The organism is Halorubrum aethiopicum, assembly GCF_001542905.1.
Taxonomy (GTDB): Archaea; Halobacteriota; Halobacteria; order Halobacteriales; family Haloferacaceae; genus Halorubrum; species Halorubrum aethiopicum.
Genome location: NZ_LOAJ01000001.1, coordinates 1748964 through 1769644 on the forward strand (window position 1 = coordinate 1748964; position 20681 = coordinate 1769644).

At 53.5% G+C, this 20681-nt stretch carries 13 protein-coding genes and 1 pseudogene; 7 read left to right on the plus strand and 7 right to left on the minus strand.

The annotated features are described in order from the left end of the window. Positions 1 to 323 precede the first annotated feature (323 nt). Positions 324 to 476, plus strand: a pseudogene (locus AXA68_RS17530) (helix-hairpin-helix domain-containing protein); the annotation flags it as partial. A gap of 19 nt (positions 477 to 495) precedes the next feature. On the opposite strand, the gene AXA68_RS16690 reads toward AXA68_RS17530, so the two are convergent. The 5 genes from AXA68_RS16690 to AXA68_RS08330 form a co-directional block, all read right to left on the minus strand. After that, a complete protein-coding gene (locus AXA68_RS16690) occupies positions 496 to 1197 on the minus strand; it encodes a hypothetical protein (protein ID WP_157884797.1) in 702 nt (233 codons plus the stop codon). Continuing rightward, positions 1187 to 3970 carry a TFIIB-type zinc finger domain-containing protein gene (locus AXA68_RS08320; RefSeq protein WP_232745079.1) on the minus strand — a complete coding sequence of 928 codons (2784 nt, stop codon included), beginning with the start codon at positions 3968 to 3970 and terminating at the stop codon, positions 1187 to 1189. Before AXA68_RS08320 ends, AXA68_RS16690 begins: the two co-directional genes overlap by 11 nt. A 146-nt stretch (positions 3971 to 4116) precedes the next feature. Beyond that, positions 4117 to 4950, minus strand: coding sequence for a hypothetical protein (locus AXA68_RS08325; protein ID WP_066415256.1), 834 nt, complete (start codon positions 4948 to 4950; stop codon positions 4117 to 4119). Beyond that, positions 4947 to 5570: a hypothetical protein gene (locus AXA68_RS16020; RefSeq protein ID WP_232745080.1), complete on the minus strand. Its 624-nt coding sequence runs from the start codon at positions 5568 to 5570 to the stop codon at positions 4947 to 4949. The genes AXA68_RS08325 and AXA68_RS16020 overlap by 4 nt, the downstream gene beginning before the upstream one ends. Before the next feature lie 302 nt (positions 5571 to 5872). Next, on the minus strand, positions 5873 to 10537 hold the full coding sequence (locus tag AXA68_RS08330; RefSeq protein ID WP_066415259.1) for a DEAD/DEAH box helicase: 4665 nt from the start codon (positions 10535 to 10537) through the stop codon (positions 5873 to 5875). 411 nt (positions 10538 to 10948) lie between these two features. Between AXA68_RS08330 and AXA68_RS08335 the strand changes: the two genes are divergently transcribed. The 3 genes from AXA68_RS08335 to AXA68_RS17310 all read left to right on the plus strand — a co-directional run bounded on the left by AXA68_RS08335 (position 10949) and on the right by AXA68_RS17310 (position 15804). Next, positions 10949 to 15025 carry a DEAD/DEAH box helicase gene (locus AXA68_RS08335; protein WP_232745081.1) on the plus strand — a complete coding sequence of 1359 codons (4077 nt, stop codon included), beginning with the start codon at positions 10949 to 10951 and terminating at the stop codon, positions 15023 to 15025. Further along, positions 14997 to 15455: a phospholipase D-like domain-containing protein gene (locus AXA68_RS16025; protein ID WP_232745082.1), complete on the plus strand. Its 459-nt coding sequence runs from the start codon at positions 14997 to 14999 to the stop codon at positions 15453 to 15455. The genes AXA68_RS08335 and AXA68_RS16025 overlap by 29 nt, the downstream gene beginning before the upstream one ends. Before the next feature lie 136 nt (positions 15456 to 15591). Beyond that, entirely contained in the window at positions 15592 to 15804 is a 213-nt protein-coding gene (locus AXA68_RS17310; RefSeq protein ID WP_080505196.1) for a hypothetical protein, read from the plus strand. An 84-nt stretch (positions 15805 to 15888) separates the two neighbouring features. Here AXA68_RS17310 and AXA68_RS08340 read toward each other — a convergent pair whose 3' ends face one another. After that, positions 15889 to 16548 carry a queuosine precursor transporter gene (locus AXA68_RS08340; RefSeq protein WP_066415265.1) on the minus strand — a complete coding sequence of 220 codons (660 nt, stop codon included), beginning with the start codon at positions 16546 to 16548 and terminating at the stop codon, positions 15889 to 15891. A gap of 180 nt (positions 16549 to 16728) precedes the next feature. On the opposite strand from AXA68_RS08340, the gene AXA68_RS08345 reads away from it, so the two are divergent. The 3 genes from AXA68_RS08345 to queC all read left to right on the plus strand — a co-directional run bounded on the left by AXA68_RS08345 (position 16729) and on the right by queC (position 18768). Beyond that, a complete protein-coding gene (locus AXA68_RS08345) occupies positions 16729 to 17190 on the plus strand; it encodes a 6-pyruvoyl trahydropterin synthase family protein (protein ID WP_066415267.1) in 462 nt (153 codons plus the stop codon). After that, positions 17190 to 17966, plus strand: a complete 777-nt coding sequence (locus tag AXA68_RS08350; protein ID WP_066415271.1) for a 7-carboxy-7-deazaguanine synthase QueE — start codon at positions 17190 to 17192, stop codon at positions 17964 to 17966. The genes AXA68_RS08345 and AXA68_RS08350 overlap by 1 nt, the downstream gene beginning before the upstream one ends. A gap of 112 nt (positions 17967 to 18078) precedes the next feature. Next, complete coding sequence (queC, locus tag AXA68_RS08355; protein ID WP_066415272.1) at positions 18079 to 18768, plus strand: 7-cyano-7-deazaguanine synthase QueC; 690 nt, start codon at positions 18079 to 18081, stop codon at positions 18766 to 18768. Positions 18769 to 19233: 465 nt separating this feature from the next. Here queC and AXA68_RS08360 read toward each other — a convergent pair whose 3' ends face one another. Then, the gene (locus AXA68_RS08360) at positions 19234 to 20592 is read right to left on the minus strand and encodes an AlbA family DNA-binding domain-containing protein (protein ID WP_080505197.1); all 1359 of its coding nucleotides are present in this window, start codon (positions 20590 to 20592) and stop codon (positions 19234 to 19236) included. Positions 20593 to 20681: the final 89 nt, after the last annotated feature.

Consider the following 20681-nt stretch of genomic DNA (forward strand, 5'->3'; position numbering starts at 1 on the left):
AAATCCGAGATATTTCGCCTGGGAAACGCGATTCGATCGTCGAAATCAAGCTATCGAACGGGAAGCGAATCGACTTCACAATCTGGAACAAGCACGACATTGAGATTGATTTTCAGACTGGGGATAAGCTCCGGTTAAATGAGGTCAGACTCAAGCGATGGGAAACCGATCACGGATACGCTCATCAATTGAGTAGTACGAAAGACCTCACAATCGTTCCCATTGAGGAGTCTGGTGTTCAGCGGCCGTTTGAGGAAGATGAAGAAGACGAGTGTGTAAGTGGTGAGTCAGAGAAAGCGCACGACATTGATCAGCTTATTGGAGTAGGAGGTGCGACGAAAGCCGACGCGGAGGCTCTCATAGAATCCGGGTATATGACGACTGCGGATCTAGAAAATGCCTCGCTCGATGACCTCCGATCGGTTTCGGGACTTGACGACGGAACGGCTTTGCGTATCAAAGCAGAACTCGGGTAGCGGAATAGCCGCTCGATGCCTACGACAACGAGAGTTCCACGTAATCTTCGAGGTCGGAATCGCGCAGCAAGTCGATTTGCTTGTCGGTAAGCTCGTCGAGAAAGAGTTGTTTATCGGATAGCAATCCCTCAACGATCGGTTCTAACGGCGTCCCAACGTACGGGCCGAATATCTCTTCGCGGCACTCTTCGAAGTACTCCCGCATATCCTTTCCGTAGTCTGCAGCCCGCTGCTTGAGTCTTTCAAAGCTCCACTCATCGTCTCGGTAGACCTGTCCTTTCCAATCCCAATCGGAGAGGAGTTCGTGGACCGCTTGGAGCCTGACTTCGCTCACACGTTCAACACGCTCATTGAGTCGCCTCATTCCGTTCACACGACTCTGCATTCCGATTCGAATCTCGTGGATCTCGTTGCTCACCCGACGTTTCTGGTCTTCAACCTTCGATCTGAGCGCATCGATGCGGTCACCAAGTACCTCGAAATCGCCTTCTTCCAACAACTCTCGTGCCTTGGCAACGGCTTGTTTGGCATCATCGTCGATCTTAAGATCAGTCTGAAGGAACTCTTCAGCCAGGATCCGTTGGAGTATCGTTTCCTCCATCGTTTCGGCGATATCCTCTAATCGGGAAGCAAGCTGTCGGTGACGATACTGTTGGTAGATCTCTTCGATGCTTTCTTCGAAGTTTTTGTCGGGCAAATTTTCAGATTGTTCAGTCGACATAGTGAGTACTCACCTCCGTGAACTCCTCTCCGAGCTTATCGGTACCACTAGTTCCTGTTAGCGGGACTTCTCTAAAATTCGCCACCACTACATCGTTATCAAGTTTCAGACTAGCCAGAGTTGCTGTAGTTCTAGCGAATGGATTTCCACCATACAGCCGATTGGCAAGCTCAGCTGCACTCACGGCATCATCCAACTCTGATTGAGTGTGATTACACACCTGCCCGAGCTGTTCCGTGAGATCGGGATCAACCGCATCGTACGTCTTCAGTTTTTTGTACCGATCATTAACGGATTGTATGTCCGTATCCGACAGCATCTCTGAGACGTATTCAACGGCTTCGCGCTGATAGCTGTGGTCCGTTGTGTCGTTGAGCGCCTTCCTGATATCGTACATCGTGTCGGCAAGGTCACGTACGTTATGACCCGATACGAATCGGACACGTGATGCAATATTTCCGATGTATTGGCGACCGAGCATCCCAAGGACTTCGAAAGGCGGGTTTTGCTCCAAACGGTTGCGGACCTCCGGTACGTCGAGAGTGCTGGCAGAAACGCCTAGCAACGAGCCAAGCACATCTTCAACGTACTTTGCGTCCTCCATCGCTTCCTTGACTGCCTTAATCTCTTCATGTCCAAGCACTTCGTCAAGTCCCGAGAGCAGTTGCCGGTCAACCGTGAGTTCATCGTCAGATTGGTACCGCTCGTTCAGTCGCTCGGCAGTCACTTCGTGCCACGGATCATCGAGAAGTGTTAGCGTCGAATACGTTGCGAGAAGGAAGTCAGTGAAATCGTATCGAGCGTGCCGCTTGTAGAACACGCTGTCGCTGTTCAGTTGTGTTTCGATGATCTTGTTACGCCACTCTTCAGCGTATCCGGTGAGTTGAGTACCGGCGGCTTCCAACTGTGCCGAATAGTCTGCGGATCTCGGTTCTATGTCTCGACGTACTCCAAATTCGACGAGCCGACGAAGGTCGGAACGGCGAAAATCACCTCTGTCAAGAATGATCTGGTCGGGATCCGGTGGCTCGTTCGAATCGGGATAGACGAATGGAGATTTCTGGCTACTGAGCATATAGCGCAGTGAGGTTCCCTCGATTAGACGGAGATCATCAGTGATCTCTTCCAAGAGATCCCGGAGAGCACGTTTGATGTACTCGTCCGTTTCAATGTACTTCGTTGGGTCTTCGATCCACGAGTCAATCTGTTCTTTTTGTTCCTTGATTTCCTGTTCAACTCTAGATCGACCACCACCACCACCACCACCAATTCTGTGTCCGCACTTAGAACAAATCTGGCTACCATCGGTATCAGTTCTCCACGCTACAGCACCACACTCGGGACAGGGATCGGGGTTTGGTCCATCCCCGGTAGATGCTACCTCTACCTGATGAGCACCAACTTCTATTTCGTTGGGTAGCCCGGTCGTTTCGAAACCAAACGCGTCGACAAATTCTCTATTGATAACGACGTGGTCCCCCTGCTCACGTCCGTACCATTTAGCGAGATCGGCATACTCCTCGGCATCTTCGTAAACCTCGTCTGCGACAGAAACCGTATTCCCGAGTGGCCTGAGAACGTCTGCGGACGACGGAGCTTCAATATATCCTTCATGGTAATCCTGTAACACCTCGAATATCGTCATAATAAATTCACGCGGGGACTGCTGACTCTCGTCGAATCCGGCATAGATCCGCCGAACGAACGTCTGGTTGAACGGGAATAAGTCACGGAACGATTCCTCACAGAAGCCACAATCGGCGCAGATTGACCCCTCTGAGGCTTCTTTGAGATCGAACGTTCCATCGTCAGTGTTCCGATCGTATTGAACGCTACCGTCGTGTGATTTGATATATCCGAGATATGGACGTACAAAGTCAACTGCAGAGTCTTCGTTCAGGAATAGCACCGTATTCGAATCCTGTTCATTGGTCTGGAAGAACTCGAAGCGATCCTCCGCCGTCCGGGTGTGTAAAACCTCTGTAGAGTCACGGGTTCCCGCGACAATGAAGTCCCAATTGTCCGCGGACTTATCGCGCTCCATATACTTTCGGAGTCGCTCTGCTTCCATCGCGGCGATAGAGAAGTCCTCGAAGACGATGACTGGCCGAGTGTCCTCGAACTGTTGTCCGACTTGGTCAAGCACGTCACCAAGCGAAGAGGTATCGTAGTTCTCCCTGATTACCTGCCAGAGAGCGTTGTTGAACGCTTCGACGGCTTCTGAAACGCCAATTTCCTCATTGAAAATTTTCAGTTCATCACGCTGTCTGTATTCGTTTTCTCCGATGAACTGAATCTTCTGAGCATACTCGCCCCGCTCGACGAGACGATTCAGTTTCTCGGCGATATAATCACGTATCTTGTCGGTCTGCTCACCGTCGGGAGCAACGTCGTACCCCTGCCTGCGCAGTGTGAGCGTCGCTCCCGAAGTGGCATTGTCTGCTACGGTCTGCGGGATGTCGACGATGTCGTCACGTAGGCGCTTGAACTCAGACGCTCCCGAGAGCTCTTCACCGAAGTGCTCTTGGTAGAACTCCGGAATCCGCTCGGAAAGGATCGACATTAGATCGTCGTCTTTGTCGATGTGAAGCATCGGACGACCGTCGAGTCGGAGCCGGTGAGAGAGGTACGCGCAGAGTTCCGATTTACCGGTACCGACTTCTCCTTCGATGACGACGGCGAAATTCCCGACCCGATTATCAGAGAATTCTTGATAGATGCGATCCTCGTCCCACGTTTCACCTCCCGCAGCTGTACCGCGGAAGACCTCCATGGACCGGTGCGTGAATTGGAAGAGGTCGTAATCCTCAGAACGGACTGCAGCGACCTTACTGAACAATCGACGAAGCGTCTCTTCATCGACTTCGTCGAAGTGTGGACAACGTGCCGAGTCGGATTCGTCTGGTTTCACAATTTGATTCATTGAATCACCTCAATCGAGTTCGCCTCTCTGTCGATTCCCCTCCGCCGAGGGACACCATTCAGATCGACGGCAGCAGCGTCGCCCGATTCAACAATTCTAATCTCCTCCTCCCGCACTAGGTTGAAAAGAACCCGCGAGAGGGAGGCTGGTACGTTTCCGTCGGCTGTAAGCTCAATAAGGAAGAGATTTTCCCGCAACCAATCGACATACTCTGTAATTGTCACGCGTCCGTTCGTCCCAACTTCGTCCACTGCAAGCTGAATCGACTCTTGAATCATATCCGGGCCTGGGTAGACGGTATGTCTTCTGCCGTTGGCCTTGTGAACGAGGTTAAGAAAGTCAACGAGCCGGGACCAGTTGACGAACTTGTGTTCGTTTAAATCAATCTCTCCCTGTTGAGACTGAGGACCGTATCCACGCTCGCGGTGCCGCCGGTTGATCTTCTTGTACAGGGAGGAATCGTCGGAATCGAACGCTTGAATTTCCTCCTGAAGGAGGTATTGATAGTTGAGTAGGACAACAGACTGTCTTCCCCAGTCTGTTTCCTCGGCTTCCGAAGTAAGATTATATAGCACACCAAGCCGGAAGTCGAGCTCTTCATCGCCGGTCTTCCACGGGAGGTCAACGGCGTAGTAATCAGGCTCTTGACGGCCGACGAGTCCAATTGCACGCAACCCGTTTATTCCTTGGTTCAGAAGATCGTCACTAAGTACGGTGTCGTTTTTGAGTTCACCTTTGGTGGTGTTTCCGCGCTTTATCGACCAGTAGACGGTCCGCAACGGGGCAGGCGTCTGTACCGTGTTCAGAATGTAAGGTGCTGTTTCGCTCATAGTGGATGCATTAGCCAGTCGTGATACCGTGCGTCGATCGGGCTTGTCTCGGGGTTGAGATCCTTCGCCGCCTCTCGAGCCAAACGGATCTTTGGACTGCGTTTCGCGTAGGAGGGGTCAAAAGTTGTTCCTTCCATCGAGACTGATCGATTCAGATCGTGTGCGATCTCCGATGCAGTCGATTTGTCCCACTCGATTCGTCGTCGGAGCCAGCCTCCGAAGGCTTCGATCACGTCGTCACTCTCCAAGGGTGAGACCCCAAGTTCGTCCCTGCGTGCGAAAATGTTTGAGAAGGTATCGTAGAGTGGAAGGTACGGCGCTTCCGTGAGTTCGTCGAACAATTCGGATGTCGTCTCGATCGGATCTCCTTCGACCAGCTCGTAGAGGTTCGCGTTGTCTTGTACAAAGAGATTCTTTGTGTCTCGAAGCGGCATCCCCCAGCCTTCGCTCTCGTAATGCTCGACAAATGCCTCATAAACGCGGTCATACCGCCCGATATGTCGACAGAACGGCTCGTGGTATAGGGGGCGAAGGCCACCAGATGGTTGGAATCGGCGCTCGTCAGCGACGACGATCAATGATCCCTCGGAACTCGCGTATCGGTTGACGAGGTCATTCATCGTGTACTGCGTGTTCTTTTCATAGTAGCTCGTCGTGACGACACAAAGGTCCTCTGACGGAGGAAGCTGTATTCCCCCGCTAACGTGATAATCATACCCGGGAAAGTCGTATTGTCTACCCCCACGTTCGTGTTGCCACGTGTGCTTGAGCTGACGCCACGAAGTCGGGTACGTGGCGTGTTCCGTACCGAGATAATTAATCGCGGGCAGCGATCGCAATTTCCAATAATGGACGTTTCCATCTGGGTCGTGAATGAACGCGACATCAGCGTCGTTCATCCGATTTTGGACTGCTTGTAGACTCACTGCTCACCTCCATCGACGACGGCAGTGAGTGTCCGGTGATCAAGCAGATCATTTTCGAGATAGTGGCTCGGCGTCCGCGAGAGCAACAGACACTCGTCACAGTAGTCGACGCATCGGTCACAATCACCGACATCGATGACGTTGTCTGCGACTTCCTCAAGGCTCTCATAAACGTGCCAGCCGATACCGTTGCCACCCTGGCGACCGTCCACGATGTATATTTCAACTGCGTCTTCGGTAATCGACGCCTTGACTCGATAGTCGGACCGGTCACACTTGACGACAACCGGAATAGCCCGATCAAGTGCTTGTTCGAGGCTGATCAACAGCTGTGGCCATGAGGCCGTGGGATGGGTCACCCGTTCGAACCGCTCGGCGATCGCATCGCGCTCAAACTCGAGGCGCAGTCCCTGCGTGTGATGTTGTTGCCCCACCGGACGGTACGTCTCTTCCTGTGACTTTTCGAGCCGCTCGCGCCACGAGAGTCCATCAGTGGAGCCGCCACCGTCCTCTTTCTCGATCAACGCCTGGGATCGCAGTATCTCGGTCGAAGGGCTCATCGAATGACCGCGCTCGAAAGCATAAACGAAGTCCGTCAGCTCGAATTGTCCGTATTCGATATCGCAATCTAAACCAAATAGTTTCGTCTCCTGACGGTCGCGCTCTGCGTCTGTTGAACGAACGTACGTCGACATCTGTGCGAACGTCCGATAGGAACGCTGTCCTCCCTTGGCTACCGAGCACTCGACTGACGAGATGCCGTGGATTTGTGTGGTTGTGAGGTCGGAGTCGCAATGTGGACAGATAGTCTCATCGGGATCGAAGCTCCGGAACCGTCGATCACACTCGTCGTTGTCACAGACGGCGACGTCAGTGAGCGGTTTCTGTGTTCCCCGGACGTCATCGACGATGTATTCTGTTCCGTGTAGCGACACCATTCCCCCGAGATCGTTCTCTTCTCCGGGATACATATCGTACAGTCGACCGCTCCCTTCGAAGGAGATTTCTTCCCGTTGACCGCTGAATTGAACGGGGAAGTTCTGACCGAAACTTCGGTAGTTGGCGAGATACCCGAGCTTACTCAGCCACTGATCGAGACGTGACGTGTTGCGTGTGAGTTCTCGGTTCGTCGCCGCGCCTGTGGACATCCCGCGGAGCCGCGAAAACGTCTGGTCAACACGCCGTGATAGGGAGAGCGGGCCGTCACCGAAGAAAACCTCTTCGTACACCTCGACTCCACGTTGGCCAAAAATACCGGAGAGATATTCTCGTAGGACATCGTCCATCTCCTCTTGAATGAACTCTTGGAGGATCTGTAGTTTGTCTTCAACGGAGGTGACAAATTTCTCTAAATTCTCAAGCTCCGGCTCCGAGAGCCGATAGGTCAACTCAAACACTTGGTCTTCGTGCGGATTTCGAGCAAGGTATGCGAATACCTCTGTAACGACGTGTCCCGCGAGTACCTCGTCGAAATCCTCCGGATCAGGAATCCGGACGGGTTCAAATTCTCCGAGATAACTATCCAAATTGGCGTAGTAGTGGCCGTCGACTGGGTGTTGTCCACGGATCACCGTCATCACGAGTGACGAACTACCTCGGGTCCGACCAGTTCGTCCGGATCGTTGGACGTAGTTCGTGAGCGTCGGTGGAACGCCGACTTGCGCGACCGTATCGAGGCTCCCAATATCGACCCCGAGCTCCATCGTCGGCGTTGAACTGACTACGTTCACCTCCGGTGGATCCTTGCGGAATCCTTCTTCGATAGCACCACGGATTGCTGGCGAGATGTTCCCTTTATGTATGCCGACCGTGACGAACTCTGGTTCCTCTCCCCCCTGAATCGGTTCGGTCACGTCGTGGGCCCAATGGTCAATAGCGTAGTCCCATCCGGACTCGACATCGGCGTATCCGGGGTTCACAACGAATTTTGCCTCATTTGTTCGGGAGAACCGAGAATACGTCTCTATCGGGTTTCCACACTCCAAACAGGTATCGAGGGCGTCACCCGATTCCGTAGTGGGGAACGACGCGTAACACTCCGTACAGAACGCTGCATCGGGAATTAAAACAAGATTCGACTCGTCCTCTCGAACGTTCCGAGTGAACACTCCGCTCTCTACCGGCGGTTCGACCAACCCGCTTTGTTCGAGGGAATCCCTTGCCTCATCGAAGTAGTTCCCCACTTTGGCACGCTTCTCGTCATCAGTAATATTGGCTCGATCGACTCCGCGCTTGAGGGATTCGTGACTGGCGATGGAGACGATTCCACTCTCAAGAAACCGACTTAGGACGTCGTTGAGGACGTTATCGATCCGGGCACGGCTGGTTTCGAGATCGCTGTCGAGTCGGTCGAGAATCTTCTCCCGAGACAACCCGTCGATCTTTACGCCGGCGTATTGGAACGAGGCGTCGCCGAGCACGAACCGCTTGTAGAGTGCATATGCGATTGTGAGGTCCGTTGGATCATCGAAACCCATGACGGCGTCAGCGGTCACAAGCGCGCTATCGAGTAGCGCCTCGCAGTTGGAGAGATATGCGTGAGCTTCGATATCCTCCCTCAACGGGACGAGGAAGTTGTAAGCTTCCGCGTCCTCGTCGAGATTCTCCTGAACTAGCGGCTCCCAGTACTCCTCGCGGAGGGTATCAGCAACCGATTTGAAAAGCTCGTACTGGTCGGCTTCACCACCAGCCTCTAGTAACTCTTGGAGGTAAATCGTCTGTGCCATCAGTCCATACTCGGTTCCAATGATTTCTTCGCCCACGCTCTCAGCAGCGCTGTGCGAGTCCGAGAAGACGAGCGTCTTATTCGACGGTGCAACACGGCATACCTCCGATAACATATATGAGAGAAGCGAAGATGTGGGAACGCCGATGTCAGTTAACCGGGGCGATCCTCCGCATCCTGGGCAACCACCAGTACCATCACCACGTATCGGTGCGAACGTTTTCTCTTCTTCCTTATTGTCGACCGCGACGTACGGTTCGTGACATGTACCTTTACGACAGAACTGTACCTCGGGGATTGGTGCGGCACCGCATTTACGACACCGGTTGTCCCTTGAGAGCGCCCCGCACTCACGGCACCAGTGGACCCGGTGTGGTGGCTTGAGGAATACGTGGTATTTCTCAGTTACAATTCCTGCGAGTCGACCGAAGGCCATAATCGTATCGAGAACGCCTTCCGGGTCTGAAACCCCTTCGCGCTCCACCTCTGCGACAAGGCCCTCGTAGGATCGGAATCCTACCTCACCCGTTGTATCCCGGTCGAACCACTCGGTGAAAGCTGCCACTTCGGGGAGTTCTTCAAGCACAAACTCAAGCCATCCACTCGCAAATCCACCGGACTCGATGGCGGCCTCAACGAGAGCGTCTCTACCTTCCTCCGTTCGCACGGTTTCGCCAACATCTGCTATATCGTTGGTTTCAGTATATTCGGCTGCTGTGTCGTAAAGTGGTTGGAACGCCCACCCTGGGGCTGAGGATGAAGGTTCGATAGAGTCCTGGGCCAGTAACCCGACCTCTCTGAGGGATTCAACCGCGCTCTGTAGACCATGCTCGGCGATAAATCTATCTGGGTCGGCTACACCGATTCGGGCGACTGCGAGCGCAGCCACGATCTCGTCGAGACTGCTCCCCGGGAGTCGGCCGAAATCGGGAGTAGTTTGAGGGCGAAACTTTCGGCCGGTGAACTCAACGCTGTTGATTGAATCCTCATCGCTACCGGTGAGCGAGGCGGCGAGTTCCGTGGGGTTGTCTACTGTCGCGGACACCATCGTAACTTGCGGATCGTTTTCCGCATAGAACTCTTTTAGACGCCGCGAGAGCATTGAAATCGCTGCCCCTTGAATTCCGCTCCACACGTGGGCTTCGTCAAAAACGATATGCTCTAGCGGCTGTTGACCTGGCTGGTCTCCGAGAATGTTTCTTGTCTCCGCCTTATCGTTGACGAACATGTAATCCAATGCTTCCGGGTTCGTGAGGAGGATATCCACCCCCTGTCGGATCGAATCACGAGTTACCTTAATCCACGAGTAGGAGTTATCTGCCGTTCCAACCGCGGAATCGCTCAGTATCCGCAGTTTCTCGTCCGGATTTCGTGGGTCTATTAATCCGCGTACGTACGTCCCCTCCTCCATCTCGAAGTCCCGAGCCCCGACACGAGCCGGCGTATCGGAGTCCCAGATGCCGATTGTGATTCGATCTTCCGGGGCGCGATCCCGATTGATGTGATCGAGGTATGTGATAAAACGGTTGAACTGATCGGATCCCAAGGTCTTCATGGGATAGAGAATTGCCGCCTTCAGTCCGGGATTGTCGACGGAAAGACAGGTATTGAGGATCGGAAGGAAGAACGATTCGGTCTTTCCGGATGCGGTCGGGACCGCGAGAACATTGTCACCGGGCTCAGTTTCTATCGCTTTGATCGTCTCCGCTTGGTGTTGGTAGAGCTGACCGTCAGGATCGCCGCCGAACACTTCTCGCCGAATAGCATCTACAATGTCGTCGTGGTAATCAAGACCGTCGAGAAACTCGGCAGCGGTCTGACTGTGGAACGCGGGTGCGTCGACGAATTCGACAAAAGGACCCTTACGCTCGATTGTCTGATCAGAAACAAACGACTGAGCCCCCTCCACTCCATCGACATCGTTGAGCTTGGTCATAGCACGGTTCCACCAAGTGATCTCGGCCGCTCTATCGGTGGCAGCGTTGAGTCTGTCTTGTGGTGAATTCATTTTATATGATATCTGATCTTACCTTCGGGTTCACGTACTCGACAACAGTAAGAAGGCAAGATTTTATGGCGTTCCGATGCCGGACCCGGATCGCTAGATTTGACGGTCGGTTTGTCAACGTTATCTCACGATTTACGCGACTCTGATGTAAAGTCACGGGTCAAAGAATCACGGTAGATACTGGCGCGCCGGTAAGAGTTTGCTGAAAACCACACCGTAAGGCCGTAATGGTCGTGGAAATCTACAGAAACCGCTTCCTTACCCTTTTCTGTATTCCACGCTTATTATTAACAAGAAGTTTAGTTCGCAGTTATTCCAACCTACGCCGGAAGATTGAACTTGATATCCGAACCACACGTGGTATCTCACTCGATGAAATATTTTGATTCGAATTCGGATCGATCGCGCGTCGACGATGATGTAGAACCCCTCGTTCACGGGATTCTCGAAAATACGCAAATCTTCGGTCCAGATACAGAGGACCCTCCACGGGTCACCTCCGCGCTCAAATACGTTCAGGAGCCGCAGAAGCGCCGAAGACCGGGAGAATACGACGGCGACGACGAGTTTATCGAGAACATTATCGATATTTTTGGATTTGAGCCTCTGAACTTCCAACAGACGAGCTGGGACATCGTCCGCGACCTCAACGAACGACGACGGGGAGGGGATTCTCAAGGCGCAATATTCTCCGCACCAACCGGATTCGGAAAAACGGAAGCGTTCCTCGGTCCGCTGTATCAGTTATTACAGAATGACGATCTCGATCGGGTAGCTCTGGTATACCCCAGTAAAGCGTTATTACAGGACCAATTAGGCCGTGTCCTCGAACACCTTCACACGATCAAAACTACTACCGATGAGCAGCTGTCGGTCGGCGTTTGGTCGGGAGATACAGCGTACAAGCCCGAGGACGTTTCCACGGAAGATGCACTGTTCGAAGGAGCCGGTCAGCGAAAGCGATTCAGACTTGCCAACTGTTGGTGCGGTGATCACCAAGCTCCGCACGCATTTCAGTATGAAGGGGGCGGCAGCCACTACGACCTCGTCTGCGAACACGACGAAGCGCACCGATTTAGCGATCGAGAAGTTGTCCTGAACAGAGAGGATATCAGACGAAGCGATGGACCAGATATCGTCCTTACGACACTCGAATCGCTAGAGCTGTTCGGATTGAAACCGAACTACAGCCTCATTGATGAAATCGATGCCATTGTCTTCGACGAAGTACACCTTTATACCGGGATTCGTGGCGCACACGCGGCGAACATCATCGAGAACATCGAGGAGATTACGGATCACTCAACGCTCTGGCTTGGAGCGAGTGCGACGGTCGACGATGCCGAGCAGTTCGCAGCCAAGATTTTCCCGATTCCGGACGGTCGGATTAGGGCTGTTTCTCCACCCGATGAAGACTTTGCTACCGACCACGACGATAAGGAGCATTACTTCTTCCTGAAGGCAACGGAAGACGGGCCCGGTGTCTCGTCTATGTTCATCCAACAGATCCTGCTTCTTGGTCACGCAATGCTCCAACAGAAGGGTGAACCACGCGGAAAGGTCCTCTCGTTCATCGATAGTATCAGTCAGGTCAATCAGAAGCGCTCGCAGCTAGAAGACGCGGACCAACAACGCGACTTATGGCGATACCACACCGACATCGATGAACCAGGAGACTGGCGCGAAGTTGCTAACGGGATGGACCGAGAATTTATCGATGGACCTCTGAATTTCTCGTCCGTCTTTTCCGACGTTGGGTTCGATGTCTCAGTCGTACAAAGCGACGTACTCCTGTCGACGAACTTCCTTGAGGTCGGTATCGATGTCGGGGATATTTCGATCGTTACGCAGTACCGGACGCCGTGGAATCTCTCATCCTTCGTTCAGCGCGTCGGGCGTGCTGCCCGTGAGTCGGGAACGGACTCGTTCATCTTCGTCTTCCTATCGGATCTCACGAGCGACGCGAATATGTTTTACCGAGCTGATCGGTTCCTCGGCTCCGAGATTAGGACACCACTGAAGTCTGACAATGAGGTGATTGATTGGATTCACCAGCGATACCGTGAGTTCTACGAGGTCTCATCACGCGTCCGTGACCGCCACCACTACTCCACGAGCCAAGAAAAGACGGAGTTCCACAAGGAGTATCTGGTCGGTGAACTCGGTTGGGAATCATATCATAACCTGATTTCCGATCCTCAGATGGTGCTGTCCCGTGAGCTTGGGATGACCGATTCGTTCTCACCCCTGACTGGGCAGGAGCCAATTACACACGTATTGGCTAAAATCGAGACCAGAGAGGCAGAAATACAGCGAAAACTGGGCGATCTCGGACTTGACGGTGACTCCTCTACCGGAAATACGGCGAGAGAGATGGTTGAAGGCGTCCGTGAGGACATACTGTCATACGTCCAAGAGCGAGTGGTCCTCGTGGAACAGTGTCGAGAATATGATGGCCCACTTGTTGAGGAGTCAGTCCTCGACAGGTTGGAAGAAGTCCTCGTGCAGTCTAGAGACACCATCGCGGACACGAATCCGGACCCGATGGCAGAGCTAGATCGCTTCCGTGATGTACTTCCTCTACTCTACGACTCTAAGGCAAGTGTCCTCAGAATAAAGAACGCCTACGATCGTGACGAGATCGACCTTCCACGACTCAATTACGATGTTGGCGACCTTGAGGACGCAGTCGAACGTGTTGCGGACGCGGTCGACGACGGAAGAGCGGGCGCGCTTGTCCGTGAGAGAAAACGGATTTACTACCTCAAACAATCACTAGAGGAGCTCTACGACTACCAGTCGATCCAATCCAATTTCCTCAGTCTCTACTATGTCAAGCATCTCCTCCGCGGTGCGTACTACTACGATCGTTTTCTACAGGTTAACAATGATTCTCTCGGCGGGGAGGTATGGTACGTTCCCGAAAACTACTTCGATGACGCGGGGCAGTATTTCACCGTATTCCATGGAAAGAACGATACCGAGGGGAGCGACCAGTCAATTGATACGTTAGTACATTCGTATACCCCCTTCAGAAGTGAATATAAACAAGAAGCCGGCCGTCTGCAAGCCTTCGTCCCCGAAACAGTAGTTGAAGACGATACAGTCCGGTTCGTTTTCGAAGACGTACCTGGTGAACGACGGGACGGCCTCATCATTCCCGACTCGATCAGACTCGACGAAGTCACTGATCTGAGCGGATCGAAGGCACTGAACATCGTCAGATACTGTCCGCAGTGTCTTCAGATTCTCGACCAGGATAGCTGCTTGCGCCATAACGACTCGGCCTACGGTAAGATCCATGCCAGCCCCGATGTCGAAACGGACGTTGTCCTCGGCGGTGATGCTGAATCGCGGGAGATTTCGACTCTCTCAGACGTTTCAGGCGAGATCAGACTCAGCGGTGCGTCCTTAGAGATTACGCCGGCGATGTATGCTCGCTCGGCGGACGAATACATCTTCACGGGCGGTGATCGAATAGAACGCTCCATCGAGACTCCCGAACAGACACTCGGATTCGAACTAGACACGCGAGGTATTACGTTCGACGTGTCGGGTTACCTCGAACGTATTGACGACCCGGATGTCATCTCACGAGTCGATAGATACAAGAATAACTCTGAGGTCGGACTACGAGAGATTGGTGTACACACGGCCGCCCACTTTTTCACCCAATTAGTTGCCGACGTGGCTGGGGTAACTCCGGGGTCGTTGTTTTATGGCGTAGACTCCGAGGAGGAGGTTGTCTACGTCTTCGAGCGGTCGCAGGGCGGACAGGGACTCGTGGATATGGTCTTCGAGGACTTCCAAGAGGACCCGGGAACTACACTTGAATCAGCGACTCGGATCACGTACGATCCGCAAGTGATCTGCGAACGACTCTGGGCAGACAAAGATTTCATCGACAAGATCTCTACTTCCGATATCGGCCGGGCGAAAATCGAGGAAATCGTCCGTGCATCGGACGAGGTGCCAGTGTTTGAACACGTCGTCGAGCAAGTCGTAGAAGAAGTACAGTCGTCCATCGATCGAGCACGTCAGCTCGTTCGTGAGGAAAACATATCCGTACGACGTGCGTGTATTGTGAAACACGTGGTCGCATCAGCTCGGATAGATGGCGATGACACGTATCCCGAGGGAGAGGTGAGCAAGCACCTTACAGACTTCGACAATCACGAGCGGGTGAAGGCACTCTTCTTTTCGCCAAATATTGACGGCTGCGTTGAGAATCTCCAACTGTCGGAATGTATCTCGGGCCACGACCAGTCGGACACACTTAGTTACGTCCTTTTAGAGGAACTCCGTGAAGAGCTGATTGAGCGGATTGAGCATAAGAATCTTAGTGATGAGCTATTTGACCGTGAAGTCCTACCGGGAGGTGAGTACGATGGGACGAGCATTTTCCTTACCCTCTAGCGGCCTCCGATATCTGCTCGGCCACGCACTCACATACGGTGAGTATGTCGTGATCTGTTCACCGTGGTTAAGCGATGTCGACGTACATCTCCCACTCACGGAGGATGTCAACGAACGCAGAATGAAGCTGACTGCTGCGATTAGAGCGCTGAACACCCAAATCGATGTCTACGTCCGCCCGGACGAATCGAGTAACAACTACGCACTCTCTCGACTCACCGATATTGAGAATGTCAACGTTCACCAGATAAGCGACCTACATGCGAAAGCAATAGTTACCGAGAAGTACGTCTACGTCGGGTCTGCGAATATTACCCGAGGGGGGCTACTGACCAATCTAGAGCTCTGCGAGGTTCTTGAAAACGACTACGGAAGCGTAGAGGCGTATCTCACAGAGGAGTTAGAAATTAACCCCATCTGGGAGAATTGATCGATTATTTAGGCTCTGTTGAAATCCTATGATTCAGACAGATTCTCATCTGAAACAGCCGGTCGATGAGGGCTGCGCATTGAGTACCGCCTGTGTTATCAAAAGAAACTACAGTTGTCAACCCACTGTATAGAGTATGGTAATCTCAACAGCATCAGTATGGGACGAAGTTGCAGATGAATTGGCAGAGAACCAGATAATTGAGTATGAAAATGCTACTGTGTACGGTGATTTTGACCAAGGACAAATTCTCCATCAAGGCCGTATCCGAATCTTGCCAAACAGTTGGGTCGCACTACCCACTGGACGTCTTCTTTCTCCGGAAGCAGTCCACCATATTGATGCATAAATCTACTGTACTGACCACGACCAGGTCAGAATATATCACTTCCAGAGTATTTCAACAGAGCCGTACATTTAAAATATATTCCAGTTAAGCCGGTCGTTCCACGAGTTCTGTGACGGCGTAGAACGGGAGCGTGTCGATCAGCGCGACAAGGAGTTTCACGATGTACTGTCCGGCAATGATCGATACGAGCGCCCAGCCCCACGTTGGGTTCCCACCAAGGCCGAGTGCGGGGAAGATGGCGAAGCCGAGCGTGATGAACACGACGGTGTCTACGCCTTGACTAATTGCAGTGGATCCGCAGTTTCGGAGCCATCGGTGACGGCCAGCAGTGCGGCTTTTGAGATTGGCGAAGAGTCGGACGTCGAGGTGTTGGGCGGCTGCGAGTGCGACGACGGAAGCAAGGATGATCGATGCGGAGCCGCCAAGCGTCGACACGAACGCTTCCTGCCCACCGTAGAACGGGGCAGACGGCATCCAAATGGCGAGGAACACGAGGGCATACGCGATGACGAGCGTGACGACGGTTCCGTTGACCACGGTCGCAGCGTACTCTTTCCCGTGGTACTCAACGAGTAGGTCTGAAGCGAGGTACGCGACGCCGAACGCAACGAATCCGGCGGGGACGGCGACGCCGCCAAGTCCGGGGAGTTCGATCCACGTGAGTTTCGCTGCGAGGACGTTTGCGAGGACAATTGAGCCGGCGAACACAGCAGTAAAGATTGCGCGAGTATCCTCGGTCTCCATTAGCGGTCACCACCGGCTATGATCGTACAACTGCGTGCGGTGCTCTGTTGCGGTTCGGCCGGGGGAGATACCGGTGGGCAACGAGAGAGTTGGCGGAGAGACGATCGTGAGTGGTGCTGCTGTTCCATCGATGGAGTATCGAAACTCAATATTTATATATTCCCTGGGTATTCTTCGAGTATGGCCCGAGGTATATCAAGAGGAGAATCCGAAGTAGATGTGCTTCAGGAAACAGGCCAACGAACACTCCAAATCGGAGCGAACAACCCCATCCGAATTAGCTCGGGCCATCGAATTCTGCATCACGACGGGAGGTGTTCGCGGCCACACGGTCACAACTACGAGATCGCTGTCGAAGTGACTGGTGAACTCACCGAAGAGGGCTGGGTCGTCGATAAAGGGGATGTCACGGACGTCATTGACGCGTGGGATCACCGGTTCCTCGTTGAAGCGGGTGACCCGCTTGTCGAGGCGTTTGAGGCGTCCGGCGACGGCGACGCGCTCGTCGTGTTGGACCACCCGCCGACGGCAGAGGTGATGAGCGTCTTGCTTGAACAACGGATGCTCGACGCGTTCCCAGACACCGTCTCGGACGTGTCGGTGTCGGTGAGCGAAACCGGCGAGCTCTGTGCAACCTACTGATGCCGGTGGCAAGTGATGCAGAGGAACCTGTAACGGACGGTGACGCGGCTGGTGAGGGGCTCCCGATCAACGAGGTGTTCTACTCGTTGCAGGGTGAGGGAACGCGTGCTGGCGTCCCTTCGGTGTTTGTGCGGACTGCTGGGTGTAATCTGCGGTGTTGGTTCTGTGATTCGTACCATACGTCGTGGGAGCCGACCGGGGCGTGGCGTGACGTCGACTCGATCATCGAGGAAGTCCAGTCCCACGAGCAGGCCACCCACGTCGTGCTCACGGGCGGGGAGCCACTCATCCACGAGGAGTCGGTCGGGCTCGTAGAGCGACTGGCCGCCGAAGGGTATCATACGACGGTGGAGACGAACGGGACGATATACCGGGATGCCCCGATCGATCTGGCGAGTATCAGTCCGAAACTGGCGAGTAGTACGCCGACGCCGGAACGGGACCCGAAAGGTGACGGCGAATTCGAAGAGCAACACGCGGAGAACCGGATCGATATGGACGCGCTGTCCCGGATGGTGGATGCGTACGAGACGCAGTTGAAGTTCGTCGTGACGGATGAGTCGGATCTGCCGGAGATCACGGATCTGGTTGACCGGGTGCGGGCGGCGACGGCGACGACCGTGGCGGACGATGACGTGTTGTTGATGCCGGAGGGTATGACGCGGGAGCAACTTGATGGGACGCGCAGCGAGGTCGCCGAGTTAGCGATGGTGTACGGGTACCGGTACACGCCGCGACTCCACGTTGACCTGTGGAACGACGCGCCGGGCACATGAGCGTCGCCCAGGGCCAGCCCGGTCGAGATCGTGTGGTGCCGCGAGTGCGGCGTGGGCGTCGTACGCGGTGGGGTGAACAGAGTACCGATCGATTCGACGCAACTGAGCAGATATGAGCAACACAAGTGCGGTGATTCTGGTGTCCGGCGGGATGGATAGTGCGACGGCTGTGTACGAAGCGATTGAGCAGGGGTACGAGCCGTACTTCCTGCACACGTCGTACGGGCAGCGCACCGAGAACAAGGAGTTCGAGTGCGCGAAAGCGCTTGCTGACGAGGTTGCTGCGGCTGACTTTCTCCATATCGAAACAGGGCATCTCTCACAGATCGGCGCATCGAGCCTGACGGACGAAGAGATGGACGTGGCCGACGCCGATATGGAGAGTGATGAGATTCCGACGTCGTACGTCCCCTTCCGCAACGCCAATCTGTTGTCGATGGCGACGTCGTACGCGGAGGCGACTGATTCAGAGGCGCTGTTTATCGGCGCGCACTCGGAGGATTTTTCCGGGTATCCTGACTGTCGCCCGGCGTTCTTCGACGCCTTTCAGAACGTGATCGACGTCGGGACGAAACCGGAGACGGAGATTGAATTGAAAGCGCCGTTCGTTGAGTGGTCGAAAACGGAGATTGCGGAGCGCGGGTTGGAGCTCGGCGTGCCGTACGAGATGACGTGGTCGTGTTACCGGGATGACGAGCCAGCGTGCGGGACGTGCGATGCGTGTGCGTTCCGGCTTGAGGCGTTCCGGAACGCCGGATCACGCGATCCGATCGCGTATGCAGAGCGGCCGGGGTTCTCGTAACTCAGCAGTCAGCACCCGTCTTATTTTATCGGCACTGTTGAATTCCTATTCTTCAGACACACTCTTTCCAGAACAGTTGGTTGGTGAAGACTGTGTATTAACCACTGTGAATTCTACCAGTTCAAAGAAATATTCTAATCATAATGCGCGATACATCGCATAGTTCTCGCACACTAGTAGAATACGTTGTTAAGTCACAGTATCGCTTTTGTGGAGGCGTTCTCTTCTGCTAATTCTTCGAATGTCTGTGTGAATTCGGCGGCGATTCGAGAATACCGGTCGTATATCTGTTTGGAAGCAAGTGTTCTGTGACGACGGTTGGGACGTTTTCTTCTTGCAGGAGTCGGCAGAGGTGTGTGATTTCGATTAGCGCCAGGAAGAACGTGCCACGATCATTTCGATGAAGGAGTTCATATGCGGTTTCGTCGGGAAGTTTTCGAGCGTCGAAATCGACGGTAGTAGAACTCACCAGTTCACGTCGAACCGAATCTCCTTCACATTCGCGTACACACCTTTTGTAAACTCATTCCAATCAGTCACCAAGAACCGCTTCGTCTCATAGTCGTGGTCCTCATCGAAATAATCCCAGTCCAGAAGGTATGCGAAAAGACGATCATATTTCGTAAGAGGGCTCAAGCCTTCAAGATCCACCTCCTGTTCCACTAGATCCAGTTTATCGAAGAACGGATTCACACAGAGAACGCCATCAACAGTTCGATGATTTTCGCCTGCCGGCACATCATCCCGCTTCACCTGTTCAATCGCCCCCACAGGAATCCGTCCCGGCTCCTTGACCTCGTCTGTCGGTATATCCACTTCGTGGGCCTGCGACAAGTACAGATCCGTCCGTTCTGAAAGTTCGATTAGAGGGCGAATATCAGCTGGATGGCCGTCGATCAAGAAGTTGATGGCGATGTTCCGGTATCCGTCGTGCTCCACGAAGGGGCCAGCATATATGATAATGGTCGATTCCGGATACACCGCGTCAAGGTTAGATATGAATACTGCCTGCTCATTTCCATAGAGGTCCAGTTCGTATTCGTGGTCCTGTTCTGCTTCCTTGTATCGCTCTGCTTGACCCCTGAGATTGTACACGAAATTCTGGAAGCCTCGACCAATCCAAGCGGCTTTAGACTGGTTGATTGTGAACGATGACTCGCTGTTTGAAAGAGCGAACAAGTCTTCTAAGATGGCAAAGATGTGTTCGACTTCGACCTCGTGTAAGTGTCCTGCTCGGATATGGATTCGGACTGGGTTCCCCGGATAGTAGATATTCGAGAACAGGCAGATATCCGAGATATGACCATCCGGGGCCTTAATAAAATAATTCGATGACTCACCGTCTGGAAGCCTCAAATACCCTTCGTCGGAATCATCATCTTCAATCTGGTCTTCGTAGTGATCAGCCACATCGTGGCCGTGCATATATCCCACGCGCGTATTTCGGCGGACCGGGAACACCGGCTCGTCCATCTTCCAATGGCGGAAACTATGAAGCGTATTGGATTGATCAACAGCGAACTCTACGACAGTCTTCCCATTATCGACTTGGGGTGTGTTGGTGTTGAAATCAAGAGTGGGCTCTACCCGGTCATAGATTACGTTGGTAACCGACTCTACCCGTTGATGAGGAACGGACACATCCTGAATGAGATCGGGTTCGCCATCGTCGTTGTCACGGACACCGAGGACGAGGCTTCCGCCTTGACTGTTTGCCATAGCGCCGAGCTCAAGAGCTATCTTCCGATTGGCAACCTCTTTGCTCTTGTACTCAAGACGACCATCCTCCGGATCTCCGCGATCAATAGGCTCACTAATATCCATATAACTGGTTCCCCTGTTCTTAGCCAGATTAAATCAAGGTTGACGTCGAATAACCCTCCACAGCAGACATAACATAGCATAAATTCGGG

What these genes read in the sequence shown, in the direction of transcription:
- AXA68_RS08340 (WP_066415265.1), bottom strand. Translation starts at nt 16,548, where the DNA reads ATGGAGACCGAGGATACTCGCGCAATCTTTACTGCTGTGTTCGCCGGC.
- AXA68_RS16025 (WP_232745082.1), top strand. Translation starts at nt 14,997, where the DNA reads ATGGGACGAGCATTTTCCTTACCCTCTAGCGGCCTCCGATATCTGCTC.
- AXA68_RS08360 (WP_080505197.1), bottom strand. Translation starts at nt 20,592, where the DNA reads ATGGATATTAGTGAGCCTATTGATCGCGGAGATCCGGAGGATGGTCGT.
- AXA68_RS16690 (WP_157884797.1), bottom strand. Translation starts at nt 1,197, where the DNA reads ATGTCGACTGAACAATCTGAAAATTTGCCCGACAAAAACTTCGAAGAA.
- AXA68_RS17310 (WP_080505196.1), top strand. Translation starts at nt 15,592, where the DNA reads ATGGTAATCTCAACAGCATCAGTATGGGACGAAGTTGCAGATGAATTG.
- AXA68_RS08345 (WP_066415267.1), top strand. Translation starts at nt 16,729, where the DNA reads ATGGCCCGAGGTATATCAAGAGGAGAATCCGAAGTAGATGTGCTTCAG.
- AXA68_RS08330 (WP_066415259.1), bottom strand. Translation starts at nt 10,537, where the DNA reads ATGACCAAGCTCAACGATGTCGATGGAGTGGAGGGGGCTCAGTCGTTT.
- AXA68_RS08350 (WP_066415271.1), top strand. Translation starts at nt 17,190, where the DNA reads ATGCCGGTGGCAAGTGATGCAGAGGAACCTGTAACGGACGGTGACGCG.
- AXA68_RS08320 (WP_232745079.1), bottom strand. Translation starts at nt 3,970, where the DNA reads ATGGAGGTCTTCCGCGGTACAGCTGCGGGAGGTGAAACGTGGGACGAG.
- queC (WP_066415272.1), top strand. Translation starts at nt 18,079, where the DNA reads ATGAGCAACACAAGTGCGGTGATTCTGGTGTCCGGCGGGATGGATAGT.
- AXA68_RS16020 (WP_232745080.1), bottom strand. Translation starts at nt 5,570, where the DNA reads ATGAATGACCTCGTCAACCGATACGCGAGTTCCGAGGGATCATTGATC.
- AXA68_RS08325 (WP_066415256.1), bottom strand. Translation starts at nt 4,950, where the DNA reads ATGAGCGAAACAGCACCTTACATTCTGAACACGGTACAGACGCCTGCC.